This is a genomic window from Mycoplasma sp. P36-A1, from assembly GCF_049478495.1.
Classification (GTDB): Bacteria; Bacillota_I; Bacilli_A; order JAJDGJ01; family JAJDGJ01; genus P36-A1.
This window is the reverse complement of the sequence record NZ_CP168083.1, coordinates 1,723,624-1,749,051: the sequence shown is the minus strand read 5'-3', so window position 1 is coordinate 1,749,051 and position 25,428 is coordinate 1,723,624. Positions and strand designations below refer to the sequence as shown.

Here is a 25,428-nt window from a genome sequence, read left to right as displayed (position 1 = left end):
AAAACTCTTTTTTATATTAATTATTATAAATTTGTGATAGTAGGAAAAAATAGTCACTTAATCGATTCAAATAGCTTAAAGTAATTTGATTTACACTTTCATGTTCAGCTAACAACACTACTTTACGTTCTACTCTTCTTGTGACTGTTCTTGTATGATTAATATGTAAATAAGGTATATTTCCAATCACTCTTTGAAATAGTTTAATATTTTGACAATTTTCTTTTAATATATCATTAGTATTTTCAAGTTCTTCTAAGTTTTTTTGTTCTAACAAACACAAACTTGTAGTGTTTGCTAACTCCTTAATGATAATTCTTAAATTGTCCATAATGATATTAAGTTGATCTTTATATTCTTCATCAACATAAAAATGTACAAAGCCAATTAATGATAATAATTCATCAATACTACCATAGGCATCAACCCTAATGCTAGCTTTAGAAATACGTCCGCCTTTTACTGCTGTAGTAGTAAAATCACCAGTTTTAGTGCTTATTTTCATATAAATACTCCTTTATATCATTTTTTAATTGTTTAGAGGCTGAAACACTACTATTATCATTAACACCAACAGTAATATTATCAAACTCAAAGCTAGCAATCATCTTAAAATCCATATTACTTTGACTAGTACTATTATTACTTAAAATATTTATTTTTGTAGCATCATTAATAATAAGATCATTTAAAGCTGCATTATCTGTAGCAGCAAATACAATATCAATATTATCTAAATATTTTTTATCATAAGCATCCTTAATTAATGTTATTTTTAATTCATTAAATGAATCTAAAAAATCTAAAGCTAGAACTGTTATATTAACATTATATGATAATAGTTTTTTAGTTTTTCTTAAAGATATCTTTCCACCACCAACAATTAAAATATTTTTGTTAGTCAAGTTTAGACCAACCATCATAAAATTATTCTTCATCTAAATATTTAGCAACATCTAAAGCAAAATAAGTAATAATCATACTTGCGCCCGCTCTTTTAAAAGCATACATTGTCTCCATGACAATACCTTTTTTATCAATTAATCCTGCACTAGCTGCTGTTTCAACCATGGCATATTCACCTGAAACATTATAAACACAAACAGGTATATTTACACTACTTTTTATTTTAGCAACGATATCTAAGTATACTAAAGCTGGCTTAACAATAACAATATCAGCACCTTCATCAATATCATTTAAAGCTTCATCTACTCCTAAATGGGTATTTCGATAATCCATTTGATAATATTTACGATCACCAAAAGAAGGAGCAGAACCAGCAGCATCTCTAAAAGGACCATAATAACTAGATGCATATTTAGCACTATAAGACATAATAGGGATATATTTATAGCCATGTTCATCTAGATTATTTCTAATAGCTTGAACTCTTCCATCGGCCATATCACTTGGAGCTATCATATCGCTTCCAGCTTCTACATGAGATAATGCAATTTTAGCTAGAACTTCAATAGTTTTATCATTATCAATAACATTATGATCATCTAAAATACCACAATGACCATGATCAGTATATTCACACATACAAACATCAGTAATAATGAAAAGATTAGGGTTTAACTCTTTAAGTTTTCTAGTACCTTTTTGAATAATACCATTATTATCATAGGCACTTGTACCTATACCATCTTTATGATTAGGAATTCCAAAAAGTAAAACCTTATCTACTTTAGCATCTTTTAACTTATCAACAATAATATGTAATTTATCAATACTGTAGTGGTATTGATTAGGCATACTAGCTATTTCAGCATATACATTTTCTTCTTCGGTAATAAATATAGGATAGATTAAGTCTTTCTTACTTAAATATACATCACTAACTAAATCTCTTACTTGTTGATTAACTCTATTTCTTTTAAATCTTCTAAACATTATAATACTCCTTTATCTTATGAATTAAACCTTCTTGTGTAGAAACATCTGCTTCAATATCAACCACTATACCATAATCTTGTAAAGCTTTAGTAGTAAATGGTCCAATAGAAGCGATTTTTTTAGAATCTAAAATCTCACTGTGGTAGTTAATATTATTTAAAAATGATTGAACTCCACTTGCTGAGAAAAATGTTATAACATTACTATGTTGAATTTGATTTTTTAAAACGGTCTCATTTGATTTAACACTAATAGTATCGTAAGTAATTAATTGTTCAATAATATTATCACAACGACGTTGCCACTTATTAATATCAAATTTAGATGCATTAGAATTAATAACTAAAATAGATTTGTCTGCATACTTTTCAATAACTTTTTCAAGCAACATATCCATATTAAATACCTTAGGCATAATATCAACCTTAATATCAAGTTCTTCAAGTAATTCTTTTGTTTTAGATCCAACAGCTCCAATTAAGACATTCTCAATACAGTTACTACCATATTGCTTAATAAAATACTTAACACCATTAGCTGAATTAAATAAAACAATATCATACTTATTTACATCTTTAACAGCATCTTTGATTTCAATAACATTAATCATAGGAGCACTTAAAGCATTAAAACCATATTCTTTAGCAGTTGTTTCAAAACTTGAGAAATGTATTTGTTCTCTTGTACAAAGCAAAGTAAGCTTTTGTTCGGTATTAAACCAAGTTGCTTTTTCATATAAAGAGACAACATCACCCATTACAATAATAGCAGGTGCTTTAATTCTAGTAGTAATATTTGTATGTAATATTTGTTCAAAATTAGAAATAATAACACGTTGATCATTAGTAGTAGCATTTTCAATAAAAGCAATTGGATCTTCATGGCTTCTACCATTTTCAATTAAGTTTTCAACAATATCTTTAATACTTTTTATAGACATAAAAAATATCAAAGTACCTTCTAGTTTTGCAATAGTTGCAAAATCTAAGTCAGCTTCTTGTCTTTTAGAATGTCCTGAAAAGACATGAATAGAACTAGAATTATTTCGATCTGTAAGAGGTATACCACTATATGCACTAGCACCAATAAAGCTAGATATTCCAGGAACAATTTCAAAATTAATATTATATTGACTTATAGCTTGAATCTCTTCATAACCTCTACCAAAGATAAAAGGATCACCACTTTTTAAACGAACTACAATTTTATGATCAAAGGCAGCATTAGCAATTTGCTCATTAATTAATGCTTGAGATAAACCACCTTCATGACTTTCTTTACCAACATAGACAAGCTTTGCAGAATCTTTAACTAGGCTTAAAACTTGTTCACTAACAAGACGATCATATAATACACAATCAGCTTGTTCTAAAACTTCTCTTGCCTTAATTGTTAGTAAACTAGGATCACCAGGACCAGAACCAACTAAATAAACCTTACCAGGATTTTTGATATACTGTTTTTTAATTTGATTAGACAATCGATATGAAATAGCTGCATTTTCATAAGTGTAACCTTCAACATAACCATCATATCTAATATTATCTCTATAATACATACCTTTAAAAGTAATACGATCACCATCAATTGTAGCATTACATCCCATAGGAGTAGTACAGCCACCATCAAAAATTCGTGAGAAAGTACGCTCTACTATCGCTTTTAATCTAGTATTAGGATCAATCATAGGTTTAATCAACTCTTTTATATAAAAGTCATCTCTTCTAGTTTGAACACACAAAATACCCTGACCTGAAGCAGATAACATTTCATCCTCATTAAAACACTGCTTCATGTATTTAGTATTATTAGTTCTGATTAAGCCAGCAGCAGCTAAAATAATAGCATCATATTCACCACTCAACATTTTATTTAAACGTGTTTCAACATTACCTCTAATTACTTTACAAGTAACATCAGGTCTCATTTGAAGAATTTGTAATTCACGTCTAATAGCACTAGTACCAACAACAGCACCAATAGGTAAATCCATAATACTATTATATTTATCACTTACAAAGGCATCCCTTTCATCACATTGATTTAAATAAGCAGCAATTTCTAAGCGCTTATCAAAATCAGTAGGCATATCTTTTAATGAGTGAACAGCAATATCTATTTCATTTTCCAATAAAGCTTTTTCTAACTCTGTTGTAAATAATCCCTTTAGTGATTCATTAGAAGTTTTCCAGTTAATATCTAGTCTTTGATCACCTTTAGTAGTCATAGAAACAATATCAACTGAAATATTGGGATTAAAGGCTAGAAGCTCGTCCTTAATAATGTTAGCTTGAATCATAGCTAGGTTGCTGGCTCTAGCGCCAATAACAATAGTTTTCATTTAGTTATTTCCTTCTTTCTTTAAATTGAAACATAACAAAAAAGTCACAAAAAAGACTAGTATGTACTAGATCAATAACTTTGTAACTTTCACTCACTAATAGTATAACTAATAAAACAACTAAATTCAACAAAAAAATAATTCATACAATATTTATAGGTACTTCTAATGTGGAAATGTCTTTATTTACATACAATAACTTTTAATTAATAATAAAGAAAGCTTTTTAAGAAAAGAAGAATAAGCTAGAACACAAAACAAATGCAAATAATAATAATAAAGTCTTGACCTAGAGTATACTCTAGGTGATTTAATATATACAAGGAGAAGATAAACATGAAAACAATTACATTAAATAATGGTATAAAATTACCACAACTAGGATTTGGAGTATATCAAATACCTAAAGAAGATACAGCAAATGCAGTTTATGAAGCAATTAAAGAAGGATATCGTTTAATAGATACAGCAATTTCTTATGGAAATGAAAATGAAACTGGAGAAGGTATAAATAAAGCTATAAAAGATAATATAGTAACTAGAGAAGAAGTTTTTATTACAACAAAACTATTTATTCAAAATGCTAGTGAAGAAAAGGCAAAAATTGCTATAGAACAATCACTGGCTAATCTAAATCTTAAATATATTGATCTATACCTAATACATCAACCATATGGCGATATATATGGTGCCTACAGAGCATTATATGATGCACAGCAAAAAGGAATAATTAAAGCAATAGGAGTTTCAAATTTTGATAGTGCTAAACTAATATAGTTTGTAAAAATGAATGATCTAGAAACACCACAAATAAATCAAATAGAAGTAAATGTTTGGAATCAAAGAAAAGAAGATATTCAATATCATCAAAAATACAATGTAGTAGTAGAAGCATGGGCACCATTTGCAGAAGGAAGACATAATTTATTCAGCAATAAACAACTACAACAAATAGCTAACAAACATCATAAAAGTATTTCTCAAATAGTTCTTAGATGGTTAGTACAACAAGATTTTATTATACTAGCTAAAACAACTAAAACAGAAAGAATGAAAGAAAACCTAGATGTTTATGACTTTGAGTTAGATAGTGATGATTTAACTATAATAAGCAGTTTAGATATGGAAGAATCAGCTTTTTTTGACCACAGAGATCCAAAAATGGTAGAATGGTTTATGAGTAGATTATAGAAAGAAGATGCATTTAATGAAAAAAGAAAAATTTGGAATGATATTACCAATTACACTACTAGCATATTTTTTAATTATAATGGATAATTCCATCATATTTACTAGTTCTGTAGAAATTCAAGAAAGTCTAAATATCTCAGCAACAGACCTATCATGGATTTCAAATGCTTATACTTTAACATTTGGAGGGTTTTTACTACTAAGTGGTAGACTATCTGATTTAATAGGGAGAAAGAAAATATTTATTATAGGACTTATAATATTTATGCTAAGTTCACTATTGATAGGTGTTGCAGTAAACGCACAATTTATGGTGGTAATGAGAGCTTTTCAAGGAATAGGAAGTTCGATATTAGCACCTACAACATTAGCTTTAATGATGGATAACTATCAAGGAGAACAAAGAGAAAAAGCTATATCATACTATGGAGCAACAGCTGGAATTGGATCAAGTATAGGTTTACTGCTTGGAGGAGGACTAACAAGTCTTATATCTTGGAGAGCTGGATTTCTTATAAATGTTCCATTTACTTTAATATTACTATTCTTAACATTTAAATATGTCAAAGAAACACCACCTATAAAAACTAAAATAGATTATATAGGAAGTTTATTATCAGTAATAGCACTAACAATATTAATATTTGGCTTAATTAATAATCAAATTAAATTAATCATTGTAGGTATACTAATTTTATTAGTATTTATTTATCGCCAATCGAAAATAACATATCCTATACTACCCCTAGAACTATTTAGTAATAATATAAGAACTAAAGCTTATTTAGTTAGAATGCTATTTATGATGGCAATGTTACCATATTGGTTTATACTACCGCAAATAATGCAAAACCAATATCATTTTAGTGCATTACAAGCAGGAATGGGCTTTTTACCATTAACAGTAGTAAACTTTATTGTTGCAATGAAATTACCGGCTTTAGCTAATAAATATAAGCAAACACAAATATTATTAGTAGGATCAGCCTTAATATTTATTGGATTAGTCTGGACATCACAAGCAAGTATATCACTAGGTTATTTTAAATCTTTAGCTTTGCCAATGATTTTAATTGGTGCAGGACAAGGATTAGTACTAGCACCTATAACTTCTGCAGGAGTATACAAAGCAGATGATAGCCTTGCTGGAGTTGCAAGTGGTTTAACAAATACTATGCATCAAATTGGAGGACCAATTGGTTTGAGTATAATAGTAGCAACAACAACAAACTTCAAAACAGAATTTTTAATAATGAGTGTTTTCATGTTTATATCATTTGTAATAATTTTTACTATGAAAGGTAAAGGAATGAACAATGAATATTAAGCAAGTATCTTTAATAACTAACTTAAGCAATGATACAATTAGATACTATGAAAAAGAAGGTATCATCATGCCTGTAGAAAGAAATAGCAATGGTATTAGAAATTTTAATCAAAGAAATATAAATCAACTAAACTTTGCAAAAATAATGCGTAAAGCAGGAATGAAAATAGAAAATTTAAAAGAATATGTAGCATTGGTATATGAAAATGATAGCAAAACAGTGGAACAAAGAAAAATAATTTTAAAGAAGCAAGCTAAAATCATTAATGAAAATATAGAAGAACTTCAACAAACATATAATTATCTAATGTATAAAATAGATAACTATGATACTCATATGAAAGATGCAGTAGATAATCTAAATAAATAAGAAATAAAAAAGAAGAAAACACCTTAACTAAAGTGTTATTCTTCTTTTTTGTATCTAGTTAGAAAATATTTATTACAGTAAATTAATATTAAAAACAATTATAATTCATATATATAATTGATAGAAATAAGTTTTAATTTAAAATATAATAAGTGCACAAAATTAAAAAATATAAAAAGAAAGTATTGCAATAAGTTAAAATCTAGAATAGAATAGAGTTGTAATCAAATTGAATACTTAAACAATAAGGGTCCAGGAAGTTTAGTTAAAATCTAACACTGTCTCGCAACTGTAATAGCATAGCACTAATGCAAAAAGCCACTGATTAATTTTGGGAAGGCGCATTAAATGTGTGTTTTAAAGCTTAAGTCAGGATACTGTCTTTAATGTTAATAGTACGACTTACGATAGATAGGCGTATTGTTTTTTAATATTTTAGAACATATTAAATAAAAACAACTTTTCTACACCGTCGTATACGGTGTTTTTTTATTTTAAAAATAAAACGTCTAGGATTACTAATATAAACATAACAAATAACTTACTTTCACTCAAATTGTAAATTGTTTAGTATGTAAAAAGGTTGGAGCTATATGGATAATAAACTTAGAAAAGGATACACAACAGGTACGTGCGCTATGGTAGGAGCACAAGTAGCTACAAGATATTTATTGAGAAATTTAAAAATAGATCATCTTAAATTTGAGAATAATAATGATCAATTTATAATAAATGTGTATGATTTAATTAAAGAAAACAACCAAACATCTTGTTATGTAGTAAAAGATGGTGGTGATGATATTGATGCAACAGACAAAGCAAAAATATATGTCAGTGTTAGTAAAATAAAAGAAGGAATTGAAGTAACTGGTGGTAAAGGTGTAGGTACAATTACCAGAAAAGGTTTAAAAAGAGAAATCGGATGCAGTGCCATTAATCCAGTTCCTTTAGAAAGAATTACTAACAAAGTAAAAGAAGAAATAAAGAGTGCACAGTATCAAGGAGGCATAAAAGTAGTAATAAGTGTTGAAAATGGAGAAGAGATAGCCAAAAAAACCTTTAATCCACAATTAGGAATTATAGGTGGAATTTCAATACTTGGTACTACTGGAGTAGTAAATCCAATGTCAACTAAATCCCTAATAGCAACAATAAATTTAGAACTATCACATCATAAAGCAAATTATGATAACAAGATTTTAGTTCTATGTCCAGGAAACTATGGAAAAGACTTTGCTTTAAATAATTTAAATTTAAAAGAAGCAAACATTGTAACATATTCAAACTTTTTAAAGGAAACAATAGAATACTGTATTAATTTAAAAATAGAAAAAATATTATTAATCAGCCATGTTGGAAAAATAGTAAAAGTTGCAAGTGGAATGATGAATACCCATTCAATGTATGGTGATAGTCGTAGTTTTGTCTTTGCAACCTGTGCTGCACTTGCCCATGTAGATTATGAGACAATAAAAAAAATAGCAAGTGCAAATACAACAGATGAAATGATAGAACTAGTTAATAAAACTGATAAAAAAGAAATGGTCTATCAAGAAATAGTAAAAGCAATAAATAAAATTCTAAAAATACATGCTAAAGAACAAATACAAATTGAATATGTAGCATTTAATACAGTTCAAGGTAAAGTATTTGAGTCTGAACATGCTAATGAATATATCAAAGAATTGGAGAATAGATATGAAAGGTAAACTTTATGGAGTCGGAATAGGCCCTGGAGATGCGAAATTATTAACCTTAAAAGCAGTTGAAGTTTTAAAAGAAGTAGATGTTGTAGTAATACCACAAAGTAAAAATGAACAATCAACTGCCTATAATATTGTTAAAGAACATATACCAACTACAACAGAAATAGTAGGTGTGCACACAGCAATGTCTAAAACACATGATCGAAATAAAATGTATGAAAAAGCAGCAAATACAATAGATGAATTACTAGCAAGCAATAAAAATGTAGCCTTTATTACACTAGGAGATCCAACAGTATATTCAACATACATGTATATCCATAAAATAATCCAAGAAAAAGGATACAATGTTGAAATTATACCAGGAATAACATCATTTACAGCCGCAGCCGCAGCCCTAAATACTTCATTATGTGAACATAATGAACAACTTCATATAATTCCATCTACATATGGAGGGTATGAACAACATCTACAACTAGATGGTAATAAAGTACTAATGAAAAATGGAAAAGAATTAGAAAAAGTAATTGAATACTTAAAAACAAATAATGATAAATACAAAACAAGCATTGTTGAAAAAGTCAGCATGAAAGATGAAAAAATTTATGAAGATATTATGGATGCTAAAGATATAGATAGTTATTTTACATTATTAATAGTAAAAGAAAGGAACTAAAAAAATGTTATATTTTATAGGAGCAGGCCCAGGAGACCCAGAACTAATTACAGTAAAAGGAAAAAAATTATTAGAACAAGCAGATGTAATAATATATGCAGGATCACTAGTAAATCCTAAATTACTAGAATATGCTAAAAAAGAAGTTCAAATACATAATAGTGCCTATTTAAATTTAGATGAAGTGATAAAAATAATAGAAGATAATCATGCAGAAGACAAAATAATAGTTAGATTACATACTGGAGATCCAAGCATTTATGGAGCAATAAAAGAACAAATGGATCGTTTAGATATAATAAATATACCTTACAAAGTAGTACCTGGAGTAAGTTCATTCTTTGGTGCTGCTGCAGCCTTAAACTTAGAATTTACACTACCCAATGTCTCTCAGACTATAATACTAACAAGAGCACCAGGTAGAACACCAGTTCCAGAAAAAGAAAGTATTAAATCATTAGCAAAACACCAAGCCACAATGGTAATGTTCTTGTCATTATCATTGATTAAACAACTATGCTTAGACTTACAAGAAGGTGGCTATGCCAAAGATACACCAGCTGCCATAGTATATAAAGCAACTTGGCCAGAAGAAAAGGTCTTTAGAACAACAGTTGAAAATCTTGAAAAGACAGCAATAGATAACAACATAACTAAAACAGCCTTAATAATAGTAGGTAATACATTAGATAGTGATTATGAACTATCTAAATTATATGATAAAAACTTTACAACAGAATTTAGAAAAGGTCTCAATGAAAACTAATGCATATATAATTAGTTTTACTAATGAAGGACAACAAATTAGCCAAGAAATAATACAAAAGAGTGATTTTTTAACAACTAACTATGATAAAACAACCAACTTAGATAACTTCATAAAAAAAGGTTTTGAACAAGCAAATCTAATAATATTTATAAGTGCTACAGGAATAGCAATTAGAAAAGTAGCTAAATATTTAAATGGTAAAGCTAATGATCCTGCAATAATAGTAATAGATAATAATAAACAATTTGTAATCTCATTACTATCAGGACATATAGGCCAAGCAAACCAATATACAAAACAATTAGCAACAATCCTAAAGGCTACGCCAGTAATAACAACAGCAACAGATACACAAAATATCTTTGCAATAGATAACTTTGCAGTTTTTAACCATTTATATATAAAAGATAAATCTAAGATAAAAAAAATATCATCAACATTATTAAACAAAGAAAAAATTAATATTATAAGTGAAATACCAATAAATAATTTAGACAATACAATAATTGATGCTGAATCAGCAGTAAAAATAATCATTACAAAAAATCAAAATCTAAGTGCAAAAGAAAATGAATGTATTCTTATACCTAAAGAATACATTATTGGAATAGGTGTTAGAAAAGATAAGCCATTTTTTGAAATAGAAAAATACTTTTTAAAAACACTTAAAGAAAACAATATTAATATTAATCAAATTAAAGCTTTAACAACAATAGATTTAAAAGATAAAGAAGAAGGCTTATGGCAACTAATAAGAAAGTACAACTTATTATTTGAAACCTATTCAGCACAAACTCTAAATAAAGTAAAAGGAGACTTTCCATCATCAGATTTTGTGAAAAAAATAACCGCAACCGACAATGTTTGCGAAAGATCAATTAAAGCATTTGATAATAATGCTTCAATATTATTACATAAACAAAAACATGATGGAATGACTATAGCAATAGGAAAAAGTGAAATAAAAATATTAGAAATGTAGGAGAAAAGATATGTTACATGTAGTAGGGTTAGGACCAGGAAACCACGATTTAATAGCTCCTAGAGTATTAAAAGTAATCCAAGAAGCAGAAGTAGTTAGTGGTTATACCGTATATTTAGATTTAATAAAAGATTTAATAAAAGATAAAGAAATAATCCAAAGTCCAATGAAACAAGAAGTATTAAGAACACAGTTAGCATTAGATGCTGCAGAATCTGGTAAAAAAACAGTAATGGTCTGTTCAGGAGATCCTGGAATATATGGAATGGCAGGACTTTGTTATGAATTAAAAGAAAAGAAACAAATGAAAGTTGAGATAAATGTAATCCCTGGAATTAGTGCAGCAAACTCAGCAGCTGCAGTACTAGGAGCACCTTTAATACACGATTTTGCAGTAATCTCATTAAGTGATTTACTAACACCACTAGATGAAATTATGCAAAGAGTCAAAAGTGCTATAGATAGTGGTTTTGTGATTGTGCTTTATAATCCAACAAGTAAAAAAAGATTTGGCTATTTACAAAAAGTAATAGATATTGCCTTAAATTCACAAGCTGATTTAGCATGTGGTTATGTAAAAAATATTGAAAGAGAAAATCAAATTGCTAAAGTAATGATGCTTTCAAAGTTAGATGAAAAAGATATTGATATGTTTACAACAGTAATAATAGGAAATAAAAATACTAGAATAATTGATAATAACCTAGTAACACCAAGAGGCTATAATTACTAATGAAAATTCTAGTGTTTGGTGGTACAAGTGATGCTAGAGAACTAGTATTAAAGTTAAAACCACTAAATATGGATATAACAGTATCAGTAGCTACAAGTCATGGGGTTGAAATGCTAGAAGAAATAAAACATGATATCACAATAATTCATGGTCAAAAAAGTAAAGAAGAACTAAATATATTAGTTCAACAATACGATTTGATTATTGATGCAACTCATCCTTATGCAACAATCATTACTAAATTATTAAAAGAAGTAGTAGAACACAATCAAGTAGAATATATTAGATTAAAAAGAGACTATTTAGAAATAGATAAGGCCATAGTATTTGCTGACTTTGATAAATTAGTACAATATTTAAATAAAAATGAAGGTAAAGCCTTAGTAACAACAGGTTCAAAAGTAATAGAACCATATTTAAAAGTAAAAGACTATAAACATCGTTTAGTTTTTAGAGTATTGCCAATGGAAAACAGTTTAAAAACACTATATCAGGCTAATATACCAATAAATAATATAATTGCTATGCAAGGACCATTTACAACCAAACTAAACACAGCCATGCTTGAAAATATAAATGCTAAATATATGATAAGTAAAGATAGTGGCAAAGTTGGTGGAATGAAACAAAAAATAGATAGTTGTAATGAATTAAATATACAATTATTAATAGTTGATAATTTTGATAAGAATGGCTTAAACATAGATGGAATTTATGAAAGATTAAAGGGAATTTAAAAATGAAGATAATTAAAAGAATAACAGTAATAGTATTACTAGTATTGCTATCTGCATGTAGCAATCAAGGTAATACTAATAATCCAAATGACTTAACAATAAGTAATTATGACAGCAACAAAAACAAACAAGATCAAACATTTACTAAAGTGCCAGAAAAAGTACTTGTAGTTTATCAAAATTCAATAGAAACAATGTTAGCATTAGGACTTGAAGATCATATAGTTGCAGCTGCAGGATTAGATCATAAAGTAAAAGATGAATATGCAACAGCCTTTAAAAAAGTAAATTATTTACAAGATTTTACACCAGATGAAGAAAGTGTCATTGCTTTAAAACCAGATATGATAATAAGTTGGTCATCATATTTCAATGAAAAAACATTAGGTGATGTTAATAAATGGCATGAAAAAGGAATTAACACCTTTATTGCAAGCAATACAGCTCAAAGTAAAAGAACTTTAGAAAATGAATATAGTGATATCTTAAATATTGGGAAAATATTTAAAGTAGAAGAAAAAGCTCAAAAAATAGTAGATGAAATGAAAAATAAAGTAACAGAAGTAAAAGAAAAAACTAAGAATAGTCCTAAAAAGAAAGTATTAGTCATAGAATATATAAATAATGAAGCAACAGTGTATGGTAAAGATTCATTAGTTGGTGACATGGTTACAAATTTGAATGGTGAAATAATTGATGCTAATGGAAAAAGCATTGATGCTGAAGCAATCTTAACCTTAAATCCAGATGTAATATTTACAGTATATATGGATCGTGATAATCAAGATATGTCAAAACAATCAATCAAAACAATCACAGCTAATAAGCAATTAGCAAAACTTGATGCAGTAAAAAATAACAAGGTGTTTGCAATTGCCTTAGGAGAAAGCTATTGTAGTGGAATTAGAAATATAGATGGTCTTAATATTTTAAATAAAGGAATGCATGAATAAAGATAAATACTACAAACAAAAATTAATAATAGGAAGTATGCTTGTAGTATTATTAATGTTTATTGCTACAAGTATAGGTACAAGTAAACTTCCTATAGCAAATATTATGCAAATGTTACAAGATCTCTTAAATAATAATTTAAGTGAACAATCATTAATTGTAAGAGATATCGTATTTAGTATTAGATTACCTAAAGTATTGTTAGCAATTGTAATAGGAGCAGCCTTAAGTTGTAGTGGACTTACAATGCAAGCAGTAGTTAAAAATCCTTTAGCAGACCCATATATATTAGGTATAAGCTCAGGAGCTGCATTAGGAGCAACACTAGCTATAATGCTAGGGTTTGTGCAAATATTAGGTTCAGCAGCCATTGGTATTAGCGCTTTTGTCTTTGCACTGTTAACAGCCTTTATAATAATTGTAATAGCTAATAAAAGTAAAAATAATGATACAGCATTAATATTAGTAGGGGTTGCAATAGCTTCCTTAAGCTCAGCAATATCAAATTTTATTATCTTTATATCAAATGATTCAAATGCAACACAACAACTAGTATTTTGGACAATGGGTTCACTTAACAATGCTAGCTATTCCTTAGTATTAATAATATTTTTAATAACAACAGCACTAATAATATTTTTACAACTACATTCAAGAGTACTAGATTTAATGCTAATACCAGATTCAAGTGCCCAAATATTAGGATTTGATCTAGGTAAATATCGTATTTTATTTATAGCCATAGTATCATTGCTAACAGGATTAGTAGTTTATGCTTGTGGAATAATACCATTTGTAGGTCTGATAGTCCCACATATAGCAAGATCTATTTGTAGCAACATTCATAAAAAATTAATACCACTATGTGCAATAATGGGTGCAGGATTTGTACTACTTGCAGATATATTTTCAAGAAGTTTAATAACCTATACTCAAATACCAATAGGAATATTAATTTCATGTGTAGGAGCCCCAATATTTATAATATCTATAGTGAAAAAACAACAAAGTAGGTGATGAAATGGCAATAAAAGTAAAAAACCTTAAGGTATTTTTTGATAAAAAACAAATAATTAATATTAAAGATTTTGATTCAAGCAAAGGTAACTTTATTGGCATAATAGGACCTAATGGTTGTGGAAAATCAACCTTTTTAAAAGTATTATATAAAGAAAATAAAGACTATCATGGAATAGTTGAAGTTGATAATAAAGATATAAAACAATACGATAATAAATCATATTCAACCAAAATAAGTGCTCTTTGCCAACACAATCATTTTGATTTTTCCTTAAGTATAAATCAAATAGTATCAATGGCAAGATATTCAAGAAAAAAAGTCTTTCAATCACTAGATAGTAAAGATATAAATATAATCAAAAAATCAATAGAATTAGTAAATTTAAAAGACTATGAAGATAAAGATTTTAATAATTTATCAGGTGGGCAACAACAAAGAGCAATATTAGCAAGAGCAATAGCACAAGATAGCACCTATTTATTATTAGATGAACCTACAAATCATTTAGATATATACTATCAATTAGAAATAATGGAAATGTTAAAAAAACAAAATAAGCCAATCATAAGCATCATACATGATGTAAATATAGCATTGACATATTGTGATTATATTTATGTTATGAATGAAGGAAGTTTTATAAGCCAAGGAAGACCAGAAGAAGTGATAAATCATAAAATAATTAAAGATATATTTAAAGTAAACTCACAAGAAGAAATAAATATTAATAAAAATAAAAAGCAATTATTACTATATATATAGGAGGATTTAAAATGAAAGGTATATTAATATTAGCACATGGAAGTAGAAGGAATAAGACAGTAGAATCAATGAATGATATGATGAATATGATTAAAGAAAGAAATAAAGATGTTGCAATAGAAAATGCATTTATGGAACTTGCAAGTCCACTACTAGCAGAAGGCTTAAACAACTTAGTAGCTAAAGGAATTAATGATATTGTGATAGTACCTTATTTCTTGTTTGAAGGAGTTCATATTAAAAGTGATATTCCACAAGAAATAGCAGAATATATAAAACAAAATCCTACTGTAAATGTAACATTAGGCTCAACATTAGGAACAGATCCAAGATTAGCAGATATAATAACAGAAAGAATTAAAGCAGTTTTATAATGAAATATTTATACATCATAGGAGCAAGTGATGGAAGTATCAACCAATTAAGCAATCAAGCATTAACAATACTAAAAAAAGATTTAAATATATATGCTTTTAATAGAATAGCTAAAGAAAATGAAAACTATTTTCCAGTAATAAATATTAAATCATTAAAAAATTTAAATGAAATATTAGATAATTATCATGATAATAAAGATATTGTAATACTAGTTTCTGGAGATGTTAATTTTTATAGTATAGCGAAAACAATTAACAATAAATACAACAAAAAATATAATATTTCATTTATACCTGGAATAAATATCATGGTTAATCTATGTGCTCATTTTAAGTTGAACTATCAAGAAATGGCTAATGTATCACTTCATGGACAAAACAAAAGTTATTTAGGTGTAATTGCCAATAATGAATATACATGCATACTATTAGATAATATTAATACTGTAAATACAGTCTTAAAATCTCTAGAAGAATATGATGATTTATATTATTATATAGGAGAAAATCTAGGTCTAGATACACAAGAATTTATACAAGGAAATAATCTTCAATTAAATCAAAGAAACTATGAATGTTTAGCAGCAATGATAGTACATAATCTTAATCCTAGACATAGTAGTCAATGCTATTATGATGAAGATTTTATTAGAAATAAAACACCAATGACTAAACAAGAAACTAGATGGTTACTTACAAGCTTATTAGACCTTAAAGAAACAGATATTGTATTTGATATAGGTGCAGGAAGTGGCTCAACAGCTATTGAAATATCAAATAAAGTATATAAAGGGATGGTTTATGCTTTTGAATACAAAGATACAGCAATTGATTTAATAAAAAGAAATGCGATAAAAAATAGAGCGATGAACATCAATTTAATTCAAGGGAAAATAAGTCAAGTAATCGATTTTGGAATAAAACCAGATAAAGTTTATATAGGTGGAAGTGAGGGTGAGTTAGAAAATGTTATACAGTGGCTAGTAAACAAGGAATACAAACCATTAATATTATTAACTGCAAACTCAATAGAATCATTAAGTGATTGTGTAAGAGTATATAAAAAATATAATATTCAATATAATATTACAAGTATAAGTGTAGCTAGAGGTAAAAAGATTAATCAGCACACATTAATGTTTGCCAATAATCCAATCTTTATAATAAAAGGAGAATTCAATCATGAACAATAAAAATAGAATCATGATAGCCGGTACACATAGTGGTGCTGGAAAAACAACAACAGTTTGTGCCTTAATAAAGTTATTACAAGATAAAAATATTAAAGTAAACTCATTTAAATGCGGACCAGATTATGTCGATCCTATGTTTCATAATGTCGTTCTTAAAAATGAGTGTACTAACTTAGACTTATTTTTAATGAAGAAAAAAGGTGTTATTCAATTATTGAATGAACATACAGCTAATAATGAATTAGCATTAATAGAAGGTGTAATGGGCTATTATGATGGAATGGGTGGCACAAGTAGTGAAGGATCAGCCTGTGATGTATCTTTGCAAACTAAAACACCTACTATTCTAGTTGTAAATGGTAGTGGAATTTCAGTGTCATTATTAGCAATGATAGAAGGCTATAAAAAATATGCTAAAAATATGATAGTTGGTGTTATAATAAATAATGTATCAGATTCTTTTTATCCAATAATAAAAGAACAAATAGAAGATAAACTAAAGTTAAAAGTATTTGGCTATTTAAGAACAGATCAAAGAATTAGCATATCACATCGTTATCTTGGATTGTTACAACCACATGAATTAGAAAATATTAATGAAAGAATGGATTATTTATGTGATAGTGCTAAAGAAACAATTGATCTTGATGCAATTATAAAAGCAAGTCAACAAGCAGAAGAATTAATAAATGAACCATTTGAATATCCTCAAGAAAGATATAATGTCACAATAGGAGTAGTTAAAGATAAAGCATTTAATTTTATTTATAAAGATAATATTTTACTACTAGAAAGATTTGGAGCTAAAATAAAATATATATCATTATTAGAAGATAAACAATTACCAAATGACATAGATGGCTTAATAATACCAGGAGGATATCCAGAATTATTTTTAGAACAACTAACAAGTAATAAAAGCATAAAAGCAAGTATTAAACAAAGAGTAGCCAATAAAATGCCACTGATTGCTGAAAGTGGTGGATTTGTATATTTAGGTAGCAGCTATGAAGTAGAAGGTATTCAGTATGAAATGGCTAATGTAATACCAATGAAAAGTGTTTTAAATAAAACATTACAACCTTTTGGCTATGTAGAAAATACTTCATTAATAGACAATATATATGCAAAGAAAGGAACAGTAATAAATGCTCATGAATTTCATTATGCATCAAGTGATATTGAATATAATGCAATGAAAGCACAAAAACCAAATAGAAAAAGAAATTGGCTAACAAATTATACTAAAGATAATATCTTTGCAGGTTATTCACAATTTCATTACTATGCAGATTTAAATATGGCACTAAACTTTGTCAAAGTTTGTGCTAAATATTCAACTGAAAAGGAGTAAAATAATGATAGAAAAATTACTACCGATGGAAATCGAAAATAAAAGTTTTCAAATAATAAAAGATGAATTAACACTACCAATTGATGAAAGCTTAGCACCAATAATATACCGTTGTATTCATACAAGTGCTGACTTTGATTATGCTAAAAATTTAGAGTTTTCAAAAGATTTGATGAATCAAGCAATAAAAGCAATAACAGATAATGCAATTATTGTTACCGATACAAATATGGCAAAAGCCGGGATTAACAAAAAACACTTAGAAAAATTAGGTGGAAAAGTATTAAATTATATAAGTGATGAAGATGTTGCAAAGGCAGCAAAAGAAAACAAAACAACAAGATCAGCAATGGCAATGAAAAAAGCAGCACAAGAAAACAAAGATTTAATCTTTGTAGTAGGAAATGCACCAACAGCCTTAATAGAAATACATAATATGGTAGTAAATGAAGGTTTAAAACCAAAATTAGTAATAGCAGTACCAGTAGGATTTGTAAATGTAATAGAATCAAAACAATTAATAAAAGAACTAGACATACCTTATGTCATAGCATCAGGTAGAAAAGGTGGCTCTAACATTGCAGCAGCAATAGTTAATGCTATAATGTATAGTGCTTTAGAAAGAGAATAATGACTACAACAATAATTACCTTTATTATCATAAACTTATTAGCTATTAATGTTGCCTTTATCTTAGATTACTTTTTTAAAGATCCAAGCTTTCGATTACATCCAATAATACTAGTTGGAAATCTAGCTAAAACATTAGAAAAAAAATTATATAAAGACAATAAAGCAAGAGGTTTATTAGTATGGAGTTTAGTTTGTTTGATAAGTATTGGATTAAGTATTGTAATCTTATACTTATCATACAAAATTCACATGATACTATTTATATTTATTTACATACTACTATCATGGTTAATGCAAGCAGCTGGCTCATTAAAACAGGCAGCACTACAAGTGTATATACCATTAAAACAAAATAACTTAACTAAAGCTAGAGAGAAATTAGGGTGGATAGTTGCTCGAGAAACAAAACAGTTAGAAAAAGAAAAAGTAATAAATGCATGCATCGAAACAGTTAGTGAAAATACAAGCGATGGAGAGTGTGCAGTACTGTTTTATCAAGCAATCGGTGGGCTACCTCTAGCACTATTGTATAAATGCATAAATACAATGGATTCAATGTTTGGGTACAAAAATGAAAAATATAATAACTTTGGCTACTTCAGCGCAAAAATAGATGACATAGCAAATCTATTACCTGCAAGATTGAGTAGCATTTTAATGTTATTATCAACAAAAATATTAAAGTATAACTTTAAAAATGCTCTTAAAATATATAAAAGAGATCGCTACAATCATACAAGTCCTAATGCAGGATTTTTAGAATCAGTAACAGCAGGAGCATTAGAAATACAACTAGGTGGTCCAAATATTTACTTTAATAAAATAGTAAATAAGCCATTTATTGGAGATAAAATAAAAGAAGTAGACTATCAAGATATCAATAAAACAATACAATTAATGTATACAACATCACTATTGTTAATAGTGATGATAAATATAATATATCTAATAGTCTTAAACTTTATAGGATAGGAGAAAAATATGCAATATAATTATAGTCATGGTGCAGATACATTTAAATACGAAAATGCCTCAAAAATAATCGACTTTTCAAGTAATATAAATCCCTTAGGTATAAAAGAAAAATGGATTCAAATAGATTTAAAAAAACTAAGTGAATACCCAGATAACTTTGCAACTAAACTAAGAGAAAAACTAGCTACAATACATAAACTAGATAAAGATAACTATATTATAGGAAATGGAGCAAGCGATATACTATTCAGATATATCTATGCAACTAAGCCAAAAAAAGTATTGTTATGTGCACCATCATTTTCAGAATATGTAAAGGCATTGAACAGTATAAACTCTTCAATAACATATTATAATTTAAAAGAAGAAAAAGACTTTGTTTTAGATGAAGAATACCTAGAAATACTAAAACAAAATGACTATGATTTAATAATTTTAACACATCCTAATAATCCAAATGGATCATTAATACCAAAAGAAATAGCAAAAAAGCTACTAGAATATACAAAAAAGAAGCAAATAAATACTTTTATAGATGAGTGTTTTATAGACTTAGTATATGATAAAAATAAGTATAGTTTAAAACAATATTTAAACAATAATAAACAACTATTTATATTAGATGCATTTACCAAAAGTTATGCACTAGCTGGATTAAGAATAGGATATGGAATATCAGCAAATATAAAATTAATACAATCACTCTATTTATATGGACCAGATTGGCCAGTTAATCAAATAGCATTACAAACAGCATTAAATGCATTAAATGAAGAATACTATTTAGAAAATAGCATTGATTATTTAAAAAAAGAATATCAAAAGTTAAAAGCAGCTTTACTAGAATTAAACTATCAAGTAATAAATACTACAACAAACTTCATCTTAATAAAAGGCCAAAATAGACAATTAAAAGAAGACCTATTAAAGTATGATATCCTAATAAGAGATTGCTCTAATTACCAGAACTTAGCCACAGGTTGGTATCGAATTGCTATAAAGGATGAACAAGCAAATAATAAACTAATAAATACACTAAAAAGGATTGATAATAATGACTAAATACATCATGATACAAGGTACAAGCTCAAATGTAGGTAAAACAACCCTGTGCGCAGGACTATGTAGATTATTGAGTAATGAAGGCTACAAAGTAGCGCCATTTAAAGCATCAAATATGGGATTAAATGCCTATATAGATGATGATGGCGGTGAAATGGGTTATGGTCAAGCATTACAAGCAATTGCTTGTAGAATAAAACCAAAAGCTATGATGAATCCACTATTATTAAAGCCAAAAGGTGATGCAATGGTAGATATTATTTTAAATGGTAAATTGCATAAAACAATTGGTGGTCAAAATCATCAAACAAATAAAGAAGAATATTTAGATATATTACATAATTATTTACTAGAAGTATCAAAAGGTAAAGATATAGTTGTAATTGAAGGTGGAGGAGCCCCTTCAGAAATTAATATTCCTAAACCAGATCTAGCAAATATGGGAATAGCACAAACAGTTAAAGCACCAGTATTGCTAGTTGGAAACATCGAATTAGGTGGAGTATTTGCAGCATTATATGGAACTTATGCACTTTTTGATAAACAAGAAAAAGAATTAGTAAAAGGATTTATCATAAATAAACTACACGGTCATGCTACATCATTAAAATCAGGTTGCCAACAACTAGAAGAACTAATGAATTGCAAGTCAATAGGAGTAGTGCCAAATGTAGATATTGAACTACAAGATGAAGATTTACCAAGTGTTTGTAGTAATAAAATAGATGCTAAAATAAATGTTGGAGTATTAAAAAGCCCATTAGCAATAAATTTAAATGCATACAAATCATTTAGTGATTACAGCATAGTAAATACATCAATAATAGATGATAATTTTGAACACTATGACATAATATTAATTCCATCAAGTAATGCTTATAAAATAGACTATTCTAAGTTTAAAAACATGAAAACAAATCATAAAATCATAACTTTTAATCATGGTAAAGAAGCTTTGAACCATTTAGACATAAAAGAAAATGCTCAAATTAAAAGCTATAAGGAAGAATATCCAACAAATCAAATAATAGCCGAAATAATAAAAGAAGAATGCTCAAATAAAAATTACAATTTTGAAGAAATAGAAATAAAAGATATAGATAACACAGATAAAGAACTAGACAAACTAGCTGATATGTTAAATGAAACACTAGATATAGAAAGCATAAAAGAAATAATTGGCATCTAAAAAAATAGTTGTTGTCTTAGATGGAGTCAGCGAAAACATTTATCCAACAACACTACAATTAGCTAAGACACCAAACTTAGATTATTTAGTTTCAAAATCAGAGTGTTATAAAACAGAATTTGTCTACAAAACACAAAGCGTAGCAAGTGATGTAGCAAACATGAATATACTTGGTTATGATTCATTGAAGTATTATCATGGTAGAGCAGGAATAGAAGCATGGACAATAAAAAAACCAATAAATGATAAAAATATTTATCGAATGAATTTTGTAACAGTAGAAAATGATATACTAAAAGATTTTTCATCAGAAATAATAAACGATGAACAAGGACAAGTGATATTTGATATTATTCAAGATAAGATAAAAAATATCGATATTGCTTTTATTGAAAAATATCATCATTTATTGTTTGATACAAATAAAGAAATACTCAAACTAGAACCACCACACGAAATAATGAATCAAAATATAAAAAATATATTTGAAATAGAACATCCCTTAATAGACCTTATGAAAGAATCAAAAGAATTATTGAAAGATCAACAATCAAATATGATATATATCTGGGGAGCCTCAATTAAAAATAGCTTGCCAGACTTTTTAGAAACCAATAAATTAAAAGGCGCAATGATAAGTGCAACCCCTTTAGTTAAAGGTTTAGGTTTAATGTGTAATTTAGATATCCTTGATGTTGTTAATATTAATGGAACACACAAAAGTAATTTTCATGGTAAAATAGAAACGACATTAAAAGCTTTAAATAAATATGACTACGTTTTTTTACATATAGAAGCATTAGATTATGTATCACATTTAGGTGATAAAGAACTTAAAATAGCAACCTTAGAAATTATAGATAACAGCTTAAAGCCACTTTTAGCATTAGAAAATGTTGATATATTAGTGACAAGTGATCATCATGCATTAACACAAACAAAAGCACACGAGCGTGGCAATGTACCAGCCTTTATTTATAATTCAACTAATAAAGTAAATAATGACATTAGCTTTGATGAAAAACAATTTTCAAAGCTACCATTCACAACCGCTAAACAACTAATAAAAAAATTTTTAAAGAGGTAAAAATATGAATACATTAATAACAGGTGGAGCAAGAAGTGGAAAAAGCGCTTTTGCAGAAAGTCTACTAGCAAACAACAATGATGTGACATACATTTCAAGTTATGTAATTGATGAAAATGATGAAGAAATGATAGATCGTATCAAAAGACATAAACAACAACGAAATAGTAATTGGGGTTTAATAGAATCAAATACTACTTTAGATGCTATCAATACCAAAGACATTCTTTTTGATTGCCTAGCAATTTTTACATCTAATGTATTATATAAATATTCAAAAGATTTAGAAAAGATAGATGGACAACTATTTGATACAATGTTAAACCATCTAAAAAAAGAAATAGATAAACTTCTTGATAACAATGAAAACATAATAATAGTTACCAATGAAGTTGGCTTAAGTACAACTCCATTTAATCATGTAGAAAGAATCTATCGAGATTTACTTGGAAAAATAAATGTCTATACTGCAAGCAGAGTAGACAATGTCTACTTTGTAGTATGCGGAATACCACAAAAAATAAAATAAGTAGGAGCATTAAAATGAAAACAAGAGATATAACCATAGTGGGACTACTAATAGCAATTTCCTTCATATTAGCAAATATAAAAATAATGGGAAGTATTGCTTTAGACAGTGCGCCTGCAATGCTAGCAGTCTTTTTATATAAAGACTATAAAGGAGCCATCATTGCAATGTTTGGCCATATCCTTTCAGCAGCACTAGCTGGGTTTCCACTAACACTACCAGTACATATAGTAATAATGTTAAGCATGGGACTAATGATGGCCTTTTCAAGCTTGATTTATAAAAAAACAAATAGTATTATAATAACAGTAATATTTATGTTTATTTTTAATACATTTATATCACCAGCAGCAATGTTTATAGTAGTACCATTTGATCCTGCAGTATATACAGTATTGTTAATACCTTTAGGACAAGCTACAATAGCAAACATTGCAATAGCATTACTAGTATTAAAACCAATTAAGAAAGCGATGATAATAAATGTTTAAAAAAATAATAAACAATATTTTATTTACAACTACAACTTTTTCAAGGATTCCAGTAAAAAAAGTTCCCTATTCAAAAGAGAATACAGAATATTTATACTTAGTACTTCCATTAGTAGGATTAATATATGGAATAATCCTTTTTGCAAGTGCTTATGGAATAACAAAGTTTGTAAACAACAATGTAATTAGCTCATTAATGATAATAGGAATAAGTCTATTCGTATCTGGAGGAATTCATGTAGATGGTTTTCTAGATACAACAGATGCCTTTAAAAGCTATCGAGAAAGAGCACAAAAAGCCGAAATATTAAAAGACTCACTATTAGGTGCCTTTGCCCTAATACACTTTACAATCTTAATAATAATGATGATATGTGTTTACTACTTCATCTTTCAGTTTAATGCAATATATCTATTCTTAGTATTTCCAATACTATCAAGAACATTAGCATTAATACTAATCGTAAAAAATGAAATACTACCTGGAGATATGTTAAGAGATATGCTTAGTGATATAGCTAAAAAGTATGGAATAATTGCTTCAGTAATATACATGATACTAGTAGCATTGATTAGTTATTACTTTGCAAGTACTACAGGATTAATAATAACAATAATTATGATAATTACAGGATTAATTTATCTTAAATATTTTACATGGCAATACAAAATACACCTAGACTATTTAAGTGGAGATTTATGTGGACATACAATTTGTATGTTAGAAGCCTTACTACCTGCAAGTGCCATAATCTTTATGTTAATGAACAACATGTAATTACAAATAGAATTGATAATTATATAGTATTTAAAACACTAAAATTAAATACTTTAAAATTTGTCAACTTTATACAATATTCTAATCTTTATCATTTTATAGTAATTTAATTATTGTTTATAACTAAATAATATAGTATTATAAAGAAGTAATAGCTATAAAGTTTAATGTATTATTCATATAAAAAAGAGCACCCCCGTGCTCTTTTTTAACTATTACCTCTTGTTTGATTATGCTTTTTATAAGTTATTGTTACTTTCTTAATTTTCTATATAAATCAATAAAT

At 27.5% G+C, this 25,428-nt stretch carries 26 protein-coding genes, 1 pseudogene and 1 riboswitch; of the genes and pseudogenes, 23 read left to right on the top strand and 4 right to left on the bottom strand.

The annotated features are described in order from the left end of the window. Window positions 1–16: 16 nt before the first annotated feature. From ACD762_RS08495 to hemC, 4 genes are read right to left on the bottom strand one after another with little or no spacing between them, the layout of a single operon-like run. Complete coding sequence (locus tag ACD762_RS08495) at window positions 17–505, bottom strand: cob(I)yrinic acid a,c-diamide adenosyltransferase (RefSeq protein ID WP_423363563.1); 489 nt, start codon at window positions 503–505, stop codon at window positions 17–19. Next, window positions 489–938, bottom strand: a complete 450-nt coding sequence (locus tag ACD762_RS08490; RefSeq protein WP_423363562.1) for a precorrin-2 dehydrogenase/sirohydrochlorin ferrochelatase family protein — start codon at window positions 936–938, stop codon at window positions 489–491. The genes ACD762_RS08495 and ACD762_RS08490 overlap by 17 nt, the downstream gene beginning before the upstream one ends. Next, window positions 928–1,899 carry a porphobilinogen synthase gene (gene hemB / locus ACD762_RS08485; protein WP_423363561.1) on the bottom strand — a complete coding sequence of 324 codons (972 nt, stop codon included), beginning with the start codon at window positions 1,897–1,899 and terminating at the stop codon, window positions 928–930. The genes ACD762_RS08490 and hemB overlap by 11 nt, the downstream gene beginning before the upstream one ends. Then, window positions 1,892–4,243: a hydroxymethylbilane synthase gene (gene hemC, locus ACD762_RS08480; RefSeq protein ID WP_423363560.1), complete on the bottom strand. Its 2,352-nt coding sequence runs from the start codon at window positions 4,241–4,243 to the stop codon at window positions 1,892–1,894. The genes hemB and hemC overlap by 8 nt, the downstream gene beginning before the upstream one ends. A 261-nt stretch (window positions 4,244–4,504) precedes the next feature. On the opposite strand from hemC, the pseudogene ACD762_RS08475 reads away from it, so the two are divergent. The 23 genes and pseudogenes from ACD762_RS08475 to ACD762_RS08365 all read left to right on the top strand — a co-directional run bounded on the left by ACD762_RS08475 (window position 4,505) and on the right by ACD762_RS08365 (window position 25,142). Then, a pseudogene (locus tag ACD762_RS08475) lies at window positions 4,505–5,434 on the top strand (aldo/keto reductase). A gap of 16 nt (window positions 5,435–5,450) precedes the next feature. Continuing rightward, entirely contained in the window at window positions 5,451–6,761 is a 1,311-nt protein-coding gene (locus ACD762_RS08470) for an MFS transporter (RefSeq protein ID WP_423363559.1), read from the top strand. Continuing rightward, window positions 6,751–7,131, top strand: coding sequence for a MerR family transcriptional regulator (locus tag ACD762_RS08465; RefSeq protein WP_423363558.1), 381 nt, complete (start codon window positions 6,751–6,753; stop codon window positions 7,129–7,131). The genes ACD762_RS08470 and ACD762_RS08465 overlap by 11 nt, the downstream gene beginning before the upstream one ends. 230 nt (window positions 7,132–7,361) lie before the next feature. Then, a riboswitch (cobalamin riboswitch) is annotated at window positions 7,362–7,531 on the top strand. A 193-nt stretch (window positions 7,532–7,724) separates the two neighbouring features. Further along, window positions 7,725–8,840, top strand: coding sequence for a cobalt-precorrin-5B (C(1))-methyltransferase CbiD (gene cbiD / locus ACD762_RS08460; RefSeq protein WP_423363557.1), 1,116 nt, complete (start codon window positions 7,725–7,727; stop codon window positions 8,838–8,840). Beyond that, window positions 8,830–9,516: a precorrin-2 C(20)-methyltransferase gene (cobI, locus tag ACD762_RS08455; RefSeq protein ID WP_423363556.1), complete on the top strand. Its 687-nt coding sequence runs from the start codon at window positions 8,830–8,832 to the stop codon at window positions 9,514–9,516. The genes cbiD and cobI overlap by 11 nt, the downstream gene beginning before the upstream one ends. 4 nt (window positions 9,517–9,520) lie before the next feature. After that, complete coding sequence (gene cobM, locus ACD762_RS08450; protein ID WP_423363555.1) at window positions 9,521–10,282, top strand: precorrin-4 C(11)-methyltransferase; 762 nt, start codon at window positions 9,521–9,523, stop codon at window positions 10,280–10,282. Next, complete coding sequence (locus ACD762_RS08445) at window positions 10,272–11,267, top strand: cobalt-precorrin 5A hydrolase (RefSeq protein ID WP_423363554.1); 996 nt, start codon at window positions 10,272–10,274, stop codon at window positions 11,265–11,267. The genes cobM and ACD762_RS08445 overlap by 11 nt, the downstream gene beginning before the upstream one ends. Window positions 11,268–11,277: 10 nt before the next feature. Next, window positions 11,278–12,000 carry a precorrin-3B C(17)-methyltransferase gene (gene cobJ, locus ACD762_RS08440; RefSeq protein ID WP_423363553.1) on the top strand — a complete coding sequence of 241 codons (723 nt, stop codon included), beginning with the start codon at window positions 11,278–11,280 and terminating at the stop codon, window positions 11,998–12,000. Beyond that, on the top strand, window positions 12,000–12,737 hold the full coding sequence (gene cobK, locus ACD762_RS08435) for a precorrin-6A reductase (protein ID WP_423363552.1): 738 nt from the start codon (window positions 12,000–12,002) through the stop codon (window positions 12,735–12,737). The genes cobJ and cobK overlap by 1 nt, the downstream gene beginning before the upstream one ends. Window positions 12,738–12,739: 2 nt before the next feature. Beyond that, entirely contained in the window at window positions 12,740–13,690 is a 951-nt protein-coding gene (locus ACD762_RS08430; protein WP_423363551.1) for an ABC transporter substrate-binding protein, read from the top strand. After that, the gene (locus ACD762_RS08425; RefSeq protein WP_423363550.1) at window positions 13,683–14,738 is read left to right on the top strand and encodes a FecCD family ABC transporter permease; all 1,056 of its coding nucleotides are present in this window, start codon (window positions 13,683–13,685) and stop codon (window positions 14,736–14,738) included. The genes ACD762_RS08430 and ACD762_RS08425 overlap by 8 nt, the downstream gene beginning before the upstream one ends. Beyond that, window positions 14,713–15,474 (top strand): ABC transporter ATP-binding protein, encoded by a 762-nt coding sequence (locus ACD762_RS08420; protein WP_423363549.1) that lies wholly within the window; start codon window positions 14,713–14,715, stop codon window positions 15,472–15,474. The genes ACD762_RS08425 and ACD762_RS08420 overlap by 26 nt, the downstream gene beginning before the upstream one ends. 11 nt (window positions 15,475–15,485) lie before the next feature. Further along, window positions 15,486–15,848: a sirohydrochlorin chelatase gene (locus tag ACD762_RS08415; RefSeq protein WP_423363548.1), complete on the top strand. Its 363-nt coding sequence runs from the start codon at window positions 15,486–15,488 to the stop codon at window positions 15,846–15,848. Further along, a complete protein-coding gene (gene cbiT / locus ACD762_RS08410; protein WP_423363546.1) occupies window positions 15,848–17,044 on the top strand; it encodes a precorrin-6Y C5,15-methyltransferase (decarboxylating) subunit CbiT in 1,197 nt (398 codons plus the stop codon). The genes ACD762_RS08415 and cbiT overlap by 1 nt, the downstream gene beginning before the upstream one ends. Next, complete coding sequence (locus tag ACD762_RS08405; protein WP_423363545.1) at window positions 17,034–18,398, top strand: cobyrinate a,c-diamide synthase; 1,365 nt, start codon at window positions 17,034–17,036, stop codon at window positions 18,396–18,398. The genes cbiT and ACD762_RS08405 overlap by 11 nt, the downstream gene beginning before the upstream one ends. 4 nt (window positions 18,399–18,402) lie before the next feature. Further along, window positions 18,403–19,029: a precorrin-8X methylmutase gene (locus ACD762_RS08400; RefSeq protein ID WP_423363544.1), complete on the top strand. Its 627-nt coding sequence runs from the start codon at window positions 18,403–18,405 to the stop codon at window positions 19,027–19,029. After that, a complete protein-coding gene (gene cbiB, locus ACD762_RS08395; RefSeq protein WP_423363542.1) occupies window positions 19,029–20,003 on the top strand; it encodes an adenosylcobinamide-phosphate synthase CbiB in 975 nt (324 codons plus the stop codon). Before ACD762_RS08400 ends, cbiB begins: the two co-directional genes overlap by 1 nt. A 9-nt stretch (window positions 20,004–20,012) precedes the next feature. Further along, window positions 20,013–21,068: a pyridoxal phosphate-dependent aminotransferase gene (locus ACD762_RS08390; RefSeq protein ID WP_423363541.1), complete on the top strand. Its 1,056-nt coding sequence runs from the start codon at window positions 20,013–20,015 to the stop codon at window positions 21,066–21,068. After that, window positions 21,061–22,257, top strand: a complete 1,197-nt coding sequence (locus ACD762_RS08385; protein WP_423363540.1) for a cobyric acid synthase — start codon at window positions 21,061–21,063, stop codon at window positions 22,255–22,257. The genes ACD762_RS08390 and ACD762_RS08385 overlap by 8 nt, the downstream gene beginning before the upstream one ends. Next, window positions 22,247–23,344 (top strand): hypothetical protein, encoded by a 1,098-nt coding sequence (locus ACD762_RS08380; RefSeq protein ID WP_423363539.1) that lies wholly within the window; start codon window positions 22,247–22,249, stop codon window positions 23,342–23,344. The genes ACD762_RS08385 and ACD762_RS08380 overlap by 11 nt, the downstream gene beginning before the upstream one ends. 4 nt (window positions 23,345–23,348) lie before the next feature. Then, the gene (locus ACD762_RS08375) at window positions 23,349–23,873 is read left to right on the top strand and encodes a bifunctional adenosylcobinamide kinase/adenosylcobinamide-phosphate guanylyltransferase (RefSeq protein ID WP_423363538.1); all 525 of its coding nucleotides are present in this window, start codon (window positions 23,349–23,351) and stop codon (window positions 23,871–23,873) included. A gap of 14 nt (window positions 23,874–23,887) precedes the next feature. After that, window positions 23,888–24,364, top strand: a complete 477-nt coding sequence (locus ACD762_RS08370) for an ECF transporter S component (protein ID WP_423363537.1) — start codon at window positions 23,888–23,890, stop codon at window positions 24,362–24,364. Beyond that, entirely contained in the window at window positions 24,357–25,142 is a 786-nt protein-coding gene (locus tag ACD762_RS08365; RefSeq protein ID WP_423363536.1) for an adenosylcobinamide-GDP ribazoletransferase, read from the top strand. The genes ACD762_RS08370 and ACD762_RS08365 overlap by 8 nt, the downstream gene beginning before the upstream one ends. Window positions 25,143–25,428 lie beyond the last annotated feature (286 nt).